Consider the following 12,469-nt stretch of genomic DNA (forward strand, 5'->3'; position numbering starts at 1 on the left):
ACCCTCGCCGTGCCGCCCGAGAGACCGGCTCCGGCGCCCGTCCAACGGAGACCCCCATCATGACGACACCCCTCCCCTCCGCCGACGCCAAGGTCGCTCTCGTGGTCGGCGGCGGCAGCGGCCTCGGCGCTGCGGCCGCCCGTGCGCTCGCCACCGAGGGCTTCCGCGTCGCCATCTTCTCGTCGTCGGGCCGGGGCGAGGCGCTGGCGGCCGAGCTTGGGGGCTTCGGGATGACCGGCTCCAACCTCGTTCCCGCCGATCTCGAACGCTTCGTCGCCGGTGCGCTCGATCGCTTCGGGCGGATCGACGCCGTGGTCTCCTCGGCCGGTCACGGGCCGAAGGGGCCGGTGCTGGACATCACCGACGAGGACTGGCACCGCGCGATGGAGTTCTACCTCCTCAACGTCGTGCGCATCGCCCGTCTGGTCACGCCGATCATGCAGGGCGCAGGCCGGGGCGGATCGTTCGTCAACGTCTCCACCTACGCGGCCTTCGAGCCGGAAGCCGACTTCCCGACCTCCGGCGTCTTCCGCGCGGGCCTCGCCTCCTTCGCCAAGCTTTTCGCCGACCAATACGGCGCGGAAGGGCTGCGGATGAACAACGTCCTGCCCGGCTTCATCGACAGCCTGCCCAAAAAGGAAGAGCGGCGCGGTCGTATTCCCATGGGCCGATACGGCCGAGCGGACGAGGTGGCCGACCTCATCGCCTTCCTCGCGGGAGATCGCAGCACCTACATCACCGGCCAGAACATCCGCATCGACGGCGGCATCACGCGCTCGGTCTGACCTAACCCACGCATGACGAGACAAGACCTCTAATGAAGAAGGGGCAGCTCGCGAGAGCCGCCCCTTCTTCAGATCCGACAGACGCCCCGATTCAGGCGCGCTGGAAATGGCTTTCGAGGAAGTAGAGCGACTTGTCGATGCCGCGGGCCACCTCGGTGAAGAGATCGGCGGTCAGGTCGTCGCCGGCTTCGTCCGACTCGGACACCGCCTCGCGCAGCGCGCCGCCCCACTTTGCGTAGTTGTCGGCGAGGCGCTTCAGGTGATCCATCGAATCCACCATGTCGAGCGGATAGGGATCGAGGATCGAGGCCTCGGCCGAAGCCTGCACCGTGCCGCGAGCCTGCCCGCCCAGCGCCGTCAGGCGCTCCGCGATCGTGTCGACATAGCCCTCGGCCTCTTCGTGCAGACGGTCGAAGAGCAGGTGCACGCCGATGAAGTTGGAGCCCTTGACGTTCCAATGCGCCTGCTTGGCGGAGTAGCTGAGGTCGATCGACGAGGCGAGATGAACCTGGAGCAGTTCGATCATCGAGGCCCTCAGGTTCTCGTTCATCGAGTTCTTGGTGGGATGGATCTGGGTCTTGCCCTGCTTCGACATCGAAGGCTCCTGCGAAAATTCCGTGCGGGGGCCGGCGCTCACGCCGCACCGGCATCATGACGGAAGAAGTGCGGAGACGCCCGTTGGTTCCGGGGGCTCCCCTGTCTTTCGCGAGGAAGCGACGCCCTGTCGCCCCACGTCAGCTATGAGCTGGCTTCATGCCCATCTGCGCCTTGTCGCCCCAGACCGCGCGAACGGCGCGGTCGCGTCCGCAGCCCATGCGGTAGCGGTTGTAGTGGTCGGGGTTCTTGCGCGCGTAGTCCTGGTGGTAGTCCTCGCCCGGATAGAAGGTCGCGGCGGGCAGGATCTTCGTGGCGACGTCCTGCTCGAGATCGGCAGCCACCGCCGTCTTGCTGGCCTTCACGGCCTTGCGCTGTGTCTCGTCCATCGGGAAGATCGCGGTGCGATAGGAATCGCCGCGATCGCAGAACTGGCCGCCCGCATCGGTCGGGTCGATCGAATGCCAATAGGCCGAGAGCAACTGGTCGTAGGAGATGACAGCGGGGTCGAACGTCACCTTCACGGCCTCGTAATGGCCGGTGCGCTCGGTCACCACGTCCTGATAGGTGGGGTTGGCCAGCGTGCCGCCGATATAGCCGGAGGTGGTGGAGGTCACGCCCTCGACCCGGTCGAGATCGGTCTCCATCGACCAGAAGCAGCCGCCGGCGAAGATCGCCTCATCGGCCTGCGCGGCCACGGGCGCGAGCGATGCCAAGAGGCCGAGCGCCACGACGCCCGGCTGGAGGAATGAGGATCGCATCATCGAACAAGCTCCGTCGTCTTCGTGCTGCCCCTTATACGAGGCGGGCATCGCGGCGGATGCAAGGCGTGCCGACGAAACGATCGCGCGAAAGCCTCAGACCCGGCGCTCGACCATCATCTTCTTGATTTCGGCGATGGCCTTGGCGGGGTTCAGGCCCTTGGGGCAGGTCTGCGTGCAGTTCATGATCGTGTGGCAGCGATAGAGGCGGAACGGGTCCTCCAACTGGTCCAGCCGGTCGCCGGTCGCCTCGTCTCTGGAGTCGATCAGCCAGCGATAGGCCTGCAGCAGCACGGCGGGGCCGAGATAGCGGTCGCCGTTCCACCAGTAGCTCGGGCACGAGGTCTGGCAGCAGAAGCAGAGGATGCACTCGTAGAGCCCGTCGAGCTTCTCGCGGTCGGCATGGCTCTGGCGCCATTCCTTCTCGGGCTCGGGCGTCTCGGTCTGCAGCCAGGGCTCGATGGAACGCAGCTGCGCGTAGGGCACGGTGAGATCGGGCACGAGGTCCTTGATCACCGGCATGTGCGGCAGCGGATAGACCTTCACCGCACCCTTCACCTCGTCCATGCCCTTGGTGCAGGCGAGCGTGTTGGAGCCGTCGATGTTCATGGCGCAGGAGCCGCAGATGCCCTCGCGGCAGGAACGGCGCAGCGTCAGCGTCGAATCGACGTTGTTCTTGATCCAGAGCAGCGCGTCGAGCACCATCGGGCCGCAATCGTCGGTGTCGACGTAGAACGTGTCGACCGTCGGGTTCTGTCCGTCGTCGGGCGACCAGCGGTAGATGCCGAACTCGCGCACGGTCTTGGCCCCCGCCGGCTTCGGCCAGATCTTGCCCTTGCCGATCACGGAGTTCTTGGGAAGGCTGAGTTCCACCATCTGCGGGGTCCCTGCGAAGATGCGTCTTTAGAATGGGGCTAAACCGAAACCCGATGCGGCGCAACATGGCGAACCCGCGCGGGCGGGGTTCAACCGATTGTAAGCTCGCGCCGGACTTGCGCGGCATCGTCGCACCCCGCCCGGCGTCGGCGGGCTCGAGCTCGGTTCACGGCTGAACGATCACCGGAAAGCGCCCGAAGCGCTCGCGCTTCTCGTCCTCGGCGGCGATCTCCTCCTCGACCCCGGCGCGCGTACCCGCCGCCGCCAGCCCGGTCTCCTCCGCGTGGCGCGCGGCGTCGCGCAGCGTCCGACCAAGCGTCGTCGGCACGCCCATCGCCTCGATGCGCTTCAACTCGGCCTCGACGATCCCCGCGGCGTGGCCCTTCGGACGCACGTCGTGAATGTGCACGGCCAACACCCGGCCGGGATGGCGCTCCACAGCCGCGGCATAGACGCTGGCGTCCTTCTGGCCGCTGTCGCCGATCAGCACGAAGCGCAAGTTCGGATAATCGGCCAGCAACTTGTCGATCATCACGTCCTTGTGGCCGCGATGGCGCCGCAGCAGCCAGCCGAGCGCGTCGTCCGAGAGCGAGCGCAGCAGCATCGGCCCGAGCGGAATGGCCTTCTGCGCCATGAAGCGCTCGAAAATGTCGGAGAGGTTGCGCGGGCTGGAGGAGACGTAGAAGACCGGGTTCGTCTCCGGCCCGGCCTCGCCCGCGCAGAGCGCCTGGTAGAAGCGCGAGACGCCGGGAAAGGCGGCACGCGCCTCTGGCGAGTTGGCGGTGACGATGCGCCAGTGCCGCAGCATCTTGAAGGCGCCGGTGTGGATGATCGTGTCGTCGATGTCGGAGATGATTCCAAAGCGCGCGCGCGGCGAGACGAGGCGCGCCTGGCCTTCCACCCGCACTGCGTCGAACCGGTAGCCCGCCGCCGTCTCGAGGGTGAAGTCGATCGGCGCCCACGGGCCGTCGGCCTCCGCCGCGGCGAACCCCTCCACCTCGACCCGGAAATAGCCGTTGGTGTCGCTCACCGCCTCGCCGGAGCGGCCGAGCCCGCGCCAAGCGATGCGCGCGCCGCCGATCTCGTCGGTCTCGTAGCGCTTGAAGGTCAGCCAGAGATTGCGGATCACCGAATTGGAATGGGGCGCGTCGAAGACGCCCTCATCCTCCAGCACCCGGCCCAGCATGGTCAGTTTGCCGCCGGCGACAAACCCGGGATAAACGACGAGCGTCGGCCGCTCGGTCAAGCGCAGCGCCTGCTTGGCGGCGAAGCGCAGGATGCGGCTGCGCTTGAGGAGTTTGCGGCCGAACGTGCGCAGCGGTTCCGGTTTCATCCGATCGCAAATAGCAAAGCCGACAGGGATGGGAAAGACATCGCGCCCCATGAGAAAAGGGCGACTTCTCCGGGAAGCCGCCCTTGGGTCACTCGTGCCGACCGACCCTGCGCCGGATCAATACACCCGCTTCTTCGGCTGGATGTACTCGATCTCGTTCGACATCGTGTAGGTATGCACCGGGCGGTCCTCCAGCGTCACGGTCTTGGCCACCGTGTCGGCGAAGGAGAGCGTGTGCTTCATCCAGTTGGCGTCGTCGCGATCGGGGAAGTCCTCACGGGCATGGGCGCCGCGCGATTCCTGCCGGGCGAGCGCCGAGTCCATCGTCACCACCGCCTGTGCGATGAGATTGTCATATTCGAGCGTCTCGATGAGATCGGTGTTCCAGATCAGCGAGCGGTCGGTGACACGTACGTCATCGGAGCCCTGCCAGACCTGGTGGATCTTCTGGTGGCCCTCCTCCAGAATCTCGCCGGTGCGGAACACCGCACAGTTGGACTGCATGGTGCGCTGCATGTTGTCGCGAAGCTCGGCCGTGCCGGTGGAGCCCTTGGCGTAGCGGAAGCGGTCGAGGCGCGCGAGCGAGTTCTCGCCGGCGTCCTTCGGCATCGGCGCGTGGCCCTCGCCCGCCGTCACCGTCTCGGCGCAGCGCAGGCCCGCCGCGCGGCCGAACACCACGAGATCGATCAGCGAGTTGGAGCCGAGCCGGTTGGCGCCGTGGACGGACACGCAGGCCGCCTCGCCCACCGCCATCAGGCCGGGCACCACCGTGTCGGCATTGCCGTTCTGCTTGGTCAGAACCTCGCCGTGATAGTTCGTGGGGATGCCGCCCATGTTGTAGTGGACGGTCGGCAGAACCGGGATCGGCTCCTTGGTCACGTCGACGCCGGCGAAGATGCGCGCGGACTCGGAGATGCCGGGCAGGCGCTCGTGCAGGATCTTCGGGTCCAGATGGTCGAGATGCAGGAAGATGTGGTCCTTGCCCTTGCCGACGCCCCGCCCGTCGCGGATCTCCATCGTCATCGAGCGCGAGACGACGTCACGCGAGGCGAGATCCTTGGCGGACGGTGCGTAGCGCTCCATGAAGCGCTCCCCTTCCGAATTGGTGAGGTAGCCTCCCTCGCCGCGTGCGCCCTCGGTGATGAGGCAGCCCGCGCCGTAGATGCCGGTCGGGTGGAACTGCACGAACTCCATGTCCTGCAGCGGCAGGCCGGCGCGCAGCACCATGGCGTTGCCGTCGCCGGTGCAGGTGTGGGCCGAGGTGGCCGAGAAATAGGCGCGGCCGTAGCCGCCGGTGGCGAGAATCGTCTTCTTGGCCTGAAAGCGGTGGATCGAGCCGTCGTCCATGTTGAGCGCCACGACGCCGCGGCAGGCGCCGTCCTCGTCCATGATCAGGTCGATCGCGAAATACTCGATGAAGAATTCCGACGAGTAGCGCAGCGACTGACCGTAGAGCGTGTGCAGGATGGCGTGGCCGGTGCGGTCGGCGGCGGCGCAGGTGCGCTGCGCCGGCGGGCCGTTGCCGAAGTCGGTGGTCATGCCGCCGAAGGGGCGCTGGTAGATCTTGCCGTCCACGGTGCGCGAGAAGGGCACGCCGAAATGCTCGAGCTCGTAGACGGCCTTCGGCGCCTCGCGCACCAGATATTCGATGGCGTCCTGGTCGCCCAACCAGTCCGACCCCTTCACGGTGTCGTACATGTGCCAGCGCCAGTTGTCCTCGCCCATGTTGCCGAGCGAGGCGGCGACGCCGCCCTGCGCGGCCACCGTGTGCGAGCGGGTCGGAAAGACCTTGGTGATGCAGGCGGTCTTCAGGCCGGCCTGCGCCGCGCCGAGCGTGGCGCGAAGGCCGGCGCCCCCGGCGCCCACCACGACGACGTCGAACGTGTGGTCGACGAACTGGTAGGCTTTCCCGTTCTGGGCGGGACCGGTCTGCGAGGCCGTGCGATGGGGCTGGGCAGTGGCCATGATCTTCAGGCTCCGAAGCTCATCTTGACGATCGCGAAGACGCAGGCCGCGGCGACGAGGATCGCGAAGAAATTGTTGGCGATGGCGAGCGCGACGCGGGCTCCGCCATGGACGTAGTCCTCGATGATCGTCTGCATGCCGAGCCGCATGTGGATCGTCGCGGCGATCACCACCAGCGCCATCACGAGGCCGACGATCGGGTTGGCGAAGGCCGCCCGGACCGCGTCGTAGGGCTCGTCGTGCAGCGCCACCAGCAGCACCACGAAGAACGAGATGAGGAAGAGGTTGGCGACGGCGGTGAGCCGCTGCATCCAGAAATGGCCGGTGCCCTCGCGGGCGGAACCCAGGCCCCGGACGCGGCCGAGCGGCGTTCTCATGTCCATGACGGACCTCCTCAGAAGACGATGACGGCGAGCCAGAGCAGCACTGTGCCGATGAGCGAGGCGACCAGCGTGCCGATGGCTAACTTGGTGGAGGTCTCCTTCTCCAGCCCCGTGCCGGTATCCCACACGAGATGGCGGATGCCGCCGGCCATGTGGTGCAGCAGTGCCCAGGAATAGCCGAAGAGGATCAGCCGCCCGATGATCGAGCCGAAGAAGCCCGACGCGTAGGAGAAGGCGACCGGGCCGCTCGCCGCCGCCACCAGCCACCAGACCACGAGCGCGGTGCCGACATAGAGCGCAGCTCCGGTGATGCGGTGGAGGATCGACATCGCCATGGTCGGCCGGAAGCGGTAGACCGTGAGATGCGGCGACAGCGGTCGGGCGGATTTGATCTCGGACAAGGACGACTCCCCAAGCGGTCGCGAATCGATGCCGCCACGAAGCGGCTCGTCGTGCTGCAGCGCGGCTGGAAGCCCTCTAAAAGACCTCTCCGCCCCGCGAAATCAAGCGTCGGACCCGGCCTTTCCGCGGCGCGCCCGGCCCAAACCGATTGAATGGCGTTTGGCCGCAGCCCGAACGCGCGGAATTACCGGTCGATGAAGCGGATCACGTAGCTCGACCAGTCGGCCGGCCCGGCCACCTTCTCGTAGAGATGGCGCCCCGAGCCGCCGTTGCGCGGCGCATGCAGCACGAGCCGCGACCAGCCCCGCGCGTCCGCCTCGTCGGCGAGGAGATCCACCATCGCCTTGGCGATGCCCTTGCGCCGGTGCCGCTGGTCCACGAACACGTGGTCCGCCAGCCCGGCCCGCATCCCCGTCCAGGGGTCCGGCAGGTCGTAGAAGACGAGGAACGCCACGAGCTCGCCGTTCAGCCGCGCCCCGAGAATTTCGCCCGTGCGGTCCTGCAGCAGCTGCTCGGCATAATAGGTATCCGGCGCCCCCGGCGCACCCCGGAACATCGCCTGATTGTAGGCCGCGAGCAGCGGCGCCAACTCGCGCGCGTCGCGCAGGCGCAGGGCGCCGATCTCGATGTCGGGAACGGTTGCAGGCAGGCTCATGCTCGACCATCTGGGCCGGACCGCCTGCCGCGTCAAGCGCGGGCAGCGGGTGTGGAGGCGGGGCTGCCGCCCCGGGCCCCGCCCGGGAACGAGTTCCCGGACCCTTCCCTTCATTTGTCAGTCTCCGGGATGGGCCAGCGGCCCGTCCCGGAGACTGAAACGCGAGAGGGGTTCCAAGGGCCTCAGGCCCTTGGCAGGGTCCGGGGCAGAGCCCCGGTCTTCCTACCGCCACTCGCGGATGTCGACGAACCGCCCGGCCACCGCCGCGGCCGCCGCCATGGCGGGCGAGACGAGGTGGGTGCGGCCCTTGAAGCCCTGGCGGCCTTCGAAGTTGCGGTTCGAGGTGGAGGCGCAGCGCTCCTCGGGCTTGAGGCGGTCCTCGTTCATGCCGAGGCACATGGAGCAGCCGGGCTCGCGCCAGTCGAAGCCGGCGTCGAGGAAGATGCGGTCGAGCCCCTCGGCTTCGGCCTGCGCCTTCACGAGGCCGGAGCCCGGCACGATCATCGCCGAGACGGTGTCGGCCACCTTGCGGCCTTCCACCACCGCGGCGACGGCGCGCAGATCCTCGATGCGCCCGTTGGTGCAGGAGCCGATGAAGACGCGGTCGATCGCGATGTCGGTCATCTTGGTGCCGGGGGTGAGGCCCATGTAGTCGAGGGCGCGCTTCTTGGTCTCGCGCTTGGCCTCGTCGGCGATCGCGTCGGGATCGGGCACCACGCCCTGCACGGAGACGACGTCCTCGGGCGAGGAGCCCCAGGAGACGATGGGCGGCAGGGCGGCGGCGTCGAGGCGCACGATCTTGTCGTAATGAGCGCCCTCGTCGGAGGCGAGCGTGCGCCAGTAGGAGACGGCCTGCTCGAAGGAGGCGCCCTTCGGCGCGCGCGGCTTGTCGGCGATGTAGGCGAAGGTCGTGTCGTCGGGCGCGATGAGGCCGGCGCGGGCACCGCCTTCGATGCTCATGTTGCAGATGGTCATGCGGCCCTCCATCGAGAGCGCGCGGATGGCCTCGCCGGCATATTCGATGACGTAGCCGGTGCCGCCGGCCGTGCCGATCTCGCCGATGATCGCGAGGATGATGTCCTTGGCGGTGACGCCGGGCGGCAGCTGCCCGTTCACCTCCACCAGCATGTTCTTGGCCTTCTGCTGGATCAGCGTCTGCGTCGCCAGCACGTGCTCGACCTCGGAAGTGCCGATGCCGTGCGCGAGCGCGCCGAAGGCGCCGTGCGTGGAGGTGTGGCTGTCGCCGCAGACGATCGTCATGCCCGGCAGGGTGAAGCCCTGCTCGGGGCCGATGATGTGGACGATGCCCTGGCGCCGGTCGATCTCGTCGAAATACTCGACGCCGAACTCGGCGGCGTTCTTGGCGAGCGTCTCGACCTGCAGCCGGCTCTCGTCGTTGTGGATGCCGCCGCGACGGTCATAGGTCGGCACGTTGTGATCGACCACGGCGAGCGTGCGCGCGGGGTGGCGCACCCGGCGTCCGGCGACGCGCAGACCCTCGAAGGCCTGCGGGCTCGTCACCTCGTGCACCAGATGGCGGTCGATATAGAGGAGGCTGGCGCCGTTCTCGTCGGTCTCGACCATGTGGTCGTCCCAGATCTTGTCGTAGATCGTGCGCGGCTTTGCGGTGGCGGTCATCGGAAGGGTCCTGACGGATGGATCGGGCCGGCCGGCGCGCGGCCGCCCAAGACGGAACGAAGAAGGGAAGGAGGCGTCGTCGGCCGCGGGGCCGCAGGGCGTCAGCGCCGAAGGTGGACGGCCGAGATCTGCCGGTAGAAGAAGCGGCCGGGCATGCGCGCGCGATCCTCCACCGGGGAGAACCCCAGCGTGGTCGGCAGGCGGGCAGGACGGGCGGCGTTTCCTGGCATGGTTCCAAAATACGCTGCCGGTTCGTCCTTGGCAACGACCCTCGCGAACGGAGCCGCCGTCACGCGGCGCGGCGAAGGCGCCGCTCCAGGGCGCGCACACCGAGCGACAACGAGACGGTCATCAGCAGGTAGAGATAGGCCACCACCGAATAGGTCTCGAAGAACCGGAAGGAGCCGGAGGCGTAGACCTTGCCCATCTGCGTGACGTCGGCGACGCCGAGCACCGAGACGAGCGAGGAATCCTTCACCATGGCCACGAGGTCGTTGCCGAGCGGCGGCAGCACGGTGCGGATCGCTTGGGGCAGGATCACGAGGCGAAATCGCTGGAGCGGCCCGAGGCCGAGGGCCTTGGCCGCCTCCACCTGACCCGCCGGCACCGCCTCGATGCCGGCGCGCAGGATCTCGGCGACGAAGGCCGAATAGGCGACGACGAGCGCGATCACCGCGCGCGCCAGCAGCGAGACGTCGCGCACCATCAGCATGTCCACGAGGCCGGCGTCGCGCAGCGGCGTCGCCAGCCAGTTCCAGCCCGCGACGAGGCCGGGCGCGCCGGCAAACGCGATCCAGAACAGGAGCACGAGCACCGGCACGCCGCGCACGATCTCGACATAGAGCCGCGCCGCATTGCGCGCGAACCGGTGGCGCGAGCGCCCGGCCAGCGCCACGAGAAGGCCGAGCGCCAGCGCGCCGCCAAAGGCGATGGCGGTGACGAGGACGGTGGTGCCGAGACCCACGGAGAGGATGCGCAGCGTCTGCCGGAGCCCGGCGTCCCCGAGGATCGCCGCGCCGGCGCCGAGCGCCAGAGCGCCGAGCGCGACCAGCCACCACGGGAAGTCGGGCGCGCGGAGCCTCGCGCGGAGCCCGGGCGACCCGGCGCCGAGAGGGGTCCCGCTCACTCGCCGAGCTTCGTGTCCAGGAACCATTTCTTCGTCAGCGCCTCGAAGGTGCCGTCCACCTTCAGCGCGGTGATCGCGGCGTTCACAGGCGCCACGAGGTCGGATCCCCTGGCGAAGACGAAGCCGAAATCCTCAGTGCCGAGCGGCTGGCCGACGAGCTTCAGCGCGCCGCCGGAGGCCGCGACGTATCCCGCTCCCGCGGTGCCGTCGGTGAGCACGAGATCGACGTCGCCGGTGCGCAGCGCCTGCACCTGCGCCCCGAAGGTCTCGAAGAGCTTGATGCGCGGGTTCTGCTCGTTGCCGTCCAGCACCTCGTTCACCGCGACGTAGAAGGGCGTCGTGCCGCTCTGCGCGCCCACCAGCGCGTCCGGCAGCGCCTTGAACGAGGCGGCGTCGGCGAAGCGCGCCTCGTCGGCACGCACCAGCATCACCATCTGCGAGCGCATGTAGGGATCGGAGAAATCGACGCGCGTCTTGCGGTCGTCGCGGATGGTGATGCCGGTCATGCCGATGTCGTACTGGCCGCCGGCCACCGCCTCGATCATCGCGTCCCACGAGGCGTTGGCGTAGGTGACCTGAAAATTCAGCCGCAGGGCGATCTCGTTCATCGCGTCGTATTCCCAGCCCACCGCATCGCCGGTCTTGGGGTCGAGATATTGCAGCGGCGGATAGGCGTTCTCGGTCACCACCGTGACGGCGCGCCCGCCGAGATCGGGCAGCGCGGTCTGCGCGAGGGCGGGGCCGGCGCAGGAAAGCGCGAGGGCGGCGAGGAGAAGCGTGCGGCGGTTCATGGGGCGGCGTTCCGTAAGGTCGGGTCGGCCCGAGCCTGTCACGCGCCCGCCCGCCTTGCCAAGCACGGGCCTTGCGCTTTTCGCGCCCGGAGCGAAACGAACGCCCGCCTCTAGACCTTCAGGCCCACCGCGTCCTGCTCCTCGGCCACCACCTCGGTGACGCTCTCGGGCGCCGCCGCCCCTTGTGTCTGGCGTGCATAGCGCTGCGCCAGCGCCGCGCAGGCGAAGAGCTGGATCTGGTGGAACAGCATCAGCGGCAGCACCACGAGCGCCATGGCGTGGCCGGCGAAGAGGATGCCCGCCATCGGGATGCCCGTTGCCATACTCTTCTTCGAGCCGCAGAAGACCACGGCGATCTCGTCGGACTTCGCGAATTTCAGCCGGCGCGCCGCGAAGGTGGTGGCCGCCAGCACGATCGCGAGGATGACCATGTCGAAGGCGACGACGGTGGCGAGGTCGCCGAGGCCGAGCTGCGTCCAGACGCCGGCGACCATGCCTTCCGAGAAGGCGGCATAGACCACGAGCAGGATCGAGCCGCGATCGACCACCTGCGTCAGCGGCCTGTGGCGCGCCAGCCAGCCGCCGATGAGCGGGCGGGCACACTGGCCGAGCGCGAAGGGCACGAGGATCTGCACGGCGATCTTCTCGATCGCGTCGAACGAGAAGGCGCCGCCCTGTGAACTCGCCACCAGCAGCACCAGCGCCGGGGTGACGACGACGCCGAGAAGGTTCGACACCGAGGCGCTGGTGAGCGCCGCCGGCACGTTGCCCCCCGCGATCGAGGTGAAGGCGATCGAGGACTGCACGGTGGAGGGCAGGAGGCAGACGTAGAGCAGCCCCAGTGCCAGCTCGGGCGGCAGCACGTGGTTCGCCAGCGGCGCCATCGCGAGGCCGACCAGCGGGAAGAAGGCGAAGGTGAAGAGGAACACCAGCCCCTGCAGGCGCCAGTGCAAGAGGCCCTGCCACACCGCCTGCGGCGAGATGCGCGCGCCGTAGAGGAAGAACAGCAGCGCGATGGCGCCGTAGGTGATCCCGTCGAAGGCCTCGGCCACTTGCCCACGCGCCGGCACCACCGCCGCCACGGCGATCGTCGCGAGGAGCATCAGGAGGAAGCGATCGACGGGAACGCGGCGAAGGGCGGATCGAAGGGACATGGGGCG

General features: G+C 68.4%; 14 protein-coding genes. 1 reads left to right on the plus strand and 13 read right to left on the minus strand.

The features are described 5' to 3' along the window. Positions 1 to 59: 59 nt before the first annotated feature. Complete coding sequence (locus tag GGR04_RS18650; protein ID WP_183201419.1) at positions 60 to 785, plus strand: SDR family oxidoreductase; 726 nt, start codon at positions 60 to 62, stop codon at positions 783 to 785. 91 nt (positions 786 to 876) lie between these two features. Here GGR04_RS18650 and dps read toward each other — a convergent pair whose 3' ends face one another. The 13 genes from dps to GGR04_RS18710 form a co-directional block, all read right to left on the minus strand. Then, positions 877 to 1,380: a DNA starvation/stationary phase protection protein Dps gene (gene dps / locus GGR04_RS18655; protein WP_183201420.1), complete on the minus strand. Its 504-nt coding sequence runs from the start codon at positions 1,378 to 1,380 to the stop codon at positions 877 to 879. 139 nt (positions 1,381 to 1,519) lie between these two features. Beyond that, a complete protein-coding gene (msrA, locus tag GGR04_RS18660) occupies positions 1,520 to 2,143 on the minus strand; it encodes a peptide-methionine (S)-S-oxide reductase MsrA (protein WP_183201421.1) in 624 nt (207 codons plus the stop codon). Between the two features lie 93 nt (positions 2,144 to 2,236). Then, entirely contained in the window at positions 2,237 to 3,016 is a 780-nt protein-coding gene (locus GGR04_RS18665; RefSeq protein ID WP_183201422.1) for a succinate dehydrogenase iron-sulfur subunit, read from the minus strand. 166 nt (positions 3,017 to 3,182) lie between these two features. After that, complete coding sequence (locus GGR04_RS18670; protein WP_183201423.1) at positions 3,183 to 4,349, minus strand: phosphatase domain-containing protein; 1,167 nt, start codon at positions 4,347 to 4,349, stop codon at positions 3,183 to 3,185. 117 nt (positions 4,350 to 4,466) lie between these two features. Beyond that, positions 4,467 to 6,314 (minus strand): succinate dehydrogenase flavoprotein subunit, encoded by a 1,848-nt coding sequence (gene sdhA, locus GGR04_RS18675; protein ID WP_183201424.1) that lies wholly within the window; start codon positions 6,312 to 6,314, stop codon positions 4,467 to 4,469. Between the two features lie 5 nt (positions 6,315 to 6,319). After that, a complete protein-coding gene (gene sdhD, locus GGR04_RS18680) occupies positions 6,320 to 6,697 on the minus strand; it encodes a succinate dehydrogenase, hydrophobic membrane anchor protein (protein ID WP_183201425.1) in 378 nt (125 codons plus the stop codon). 11 nt (positions 6,698 to 6,708) lie between these two features. Next, the gene (gene sdhC / locus GGR04_RS18685; RefSeq protein ID WP_183201426.1) at positions 6,709 to 7,098 is read right to left on the minus strand and encodes a succinate dehydrogenase, cytochrome b556 subunit; all 390 of its coding nucleotides are present in this window, start codon (positions 7,096 to 7,098) and stop codon (positions 6,709 to 6,711) included. Positions 7,099 to 7,283: 185 nt separating this feature from the next. Next, the gene (locus GGR04_RS18690) at positions 7,284 to 7,754 is read right to left on the minus strand and encodes a GNAT family N-acetyltransferase (RefSeq protein WP_183201427.1); all 471 of its coding nucleotides are present in this window, start codon (positions 7,752 to 7,754) and stop codon (positions 7,284 to 7,286) included. A gap of 222 nt (positions 7,755 to 7,976) precedes the next feature. Continuing rightward, positions 7,977 to 9,392 carry a 3-isopropylmalate dehydratase large subunit gene (gene leuC / locus GGR04_RS18695; protein ID WP_183201428.1) on the minus strand — a complete coding sequence of 472 codons (1,416 nt, stop codon included), beginning with the start codon at positions 9,390 to 9,392 and terminating at the stop codon, positions 7,977 to 7,979. Between the two features lie 101 nt (positions 9,393 to 9,493). Then, the gene (locus GGR04_RS24320) at positions 9,494 to 9,622 is read right to left on the minus strand and encodes a hypothetical protein (RefSeq protein WP_281383130.1); all 129 of its coding nucleotides are present in this window, start codon (positions 9,620 to 9,622) and stop codon (positions 9,494 to 9,496) included. A gap of 59 nt (positions 9,623 to 9,681) precedes the next feature. Then, positions 9,682 to 10,518: an amino acid ABC transporter permease gene (locus GGR04_RS18700; RefSeq protein WP_312857486.1), complete on the minus strand. Its 837-nt coding sequence runs from the start codon at positions 10,516 to 10,518 to the stop codon at positions 9,682 to 9,684. Further along, positions 10,515 to 11,309 carry a transporter substrate-binding domain-containing protein gene (locus GGR04_RS18705; RefSeq protein WP_183201430.1) on the minus strand — a complete coding sequence of 265 codons (795 nt, stop codon included), beginning with the start codon at positions 11,307 to 11,309 and terminating at the stop codon, positions 10,515 to 10,517. The genes GGR04_RS18700 and GGR04_RS18705 overlap by 4 nt, the downstream gene beginning before the upstream one ends. A 110-nt stretch (positions 11,310 to 11,419) precedes the next feature. After that, on the minus strand, positions 11,420 to 12,463 hold the full coding sequence (locus GGR04_RS18710; RefSeq protein WP_183201431.1) for a bile acid:sodium symporter family protein: 1,044 nt from the start codon (positions 12,461 to 12,463) through the stop codon (positions 11,420 to 11,422). Positions 12,464 to 12,469 lie beyond the last annotated feature (6 nt).

This window comes from Aureimonas pseudogalii (genome assembly GCF_014196835.1).
GTDB classification, from domain to species: domain Bacteria; phylum Pseudomonadota; class Alphaproteobacteria; order Rhizobiales; family Rhizobiaceae; genus Aureimonas; species Aureimonas pseudogalii.

Coding starts and splice junctions, on each gene's coding strand:
- GGR04_RS18650 (WP_183201419.1), top strand. CDS start 60: ATGACGACACCCCTCCCCTCCGCCGACGCCAAGGTCGCTCTCGTGGTC.
- dps (WP_183201420.1), bottom strand. CDS start 1,380: ATGTCGAAGCAGGGCAAGACCCAGATCCATCCCACCAAGAACTCGATG.
- msrA (WP_183201421.1), bottom strand. CDS start 2,143: ATGATGCGATCCTCATTCCTCCAGCCGGGCGTCGTGGCGCTCGGCCTC.
- GGR04_RS18665 (WP_183201422.1), bottom strand. CDS start 3,016: ATGGTGGAACTCAGCCTTCCCAAGAACTCCGTGATCGGCAAGGGCAAG.
- GGR04_RS18670 (WP_183201423.1), bottom strand. CDS start 4,349: ATGAAACCGGAACCGCTGCGCACGTTCGGCCGCAAACTCCTCAAGCGC.
- sdhA (WP_183201424.1), bottom strand. CDS start 6,314: ATGGCCACTGCCCAGCCCCATCGCACGGCCTCGCAGACCGGTCCCGCC.
- sdhD (WP_183201425.1), bottom strand. CDS start 6,697: ATGGACATGAGAACGCCGCTCGGCCGCGTCCGGGGCCTGGGTTCCGCC.
- GGR04_RS18690 (WP_183201427.1), bottom strand. CDS start 7,754: ATGAGCCTGCCTGCAACCGTTCCCGACATCGAGATCGGCGCCCTGCGC.
- leuC (WP_183201428.1), bottom strand. CDS start 9,392: ATGACCGCCACCGCAAAGCCGCGCACGATCTACGACAAGATCTGGGAC.
- GGR04_RS24320 (WP_281383130.1), bottom strand. CDS start 9,622: ATGCCAGGAAACGCCGCCCGTCCTGCCCGCCTGCCGACCACGCTGGGG.
- GGR04_RS18705 (WP_183201430.1), bottom strand. CDS start 11,309: ATGAACCGCCGCACGCTTCTCCTCGCCGCCCTCGCGCTTTCCTGCGCC.
- GGR04_RS18710 (WP_183201431.1), bottom strand. CDS start 12,463: ATGTCCCTTCGATCCGCCCTTCGCCGCGTTCCCGTCGATCGCTTCCTC.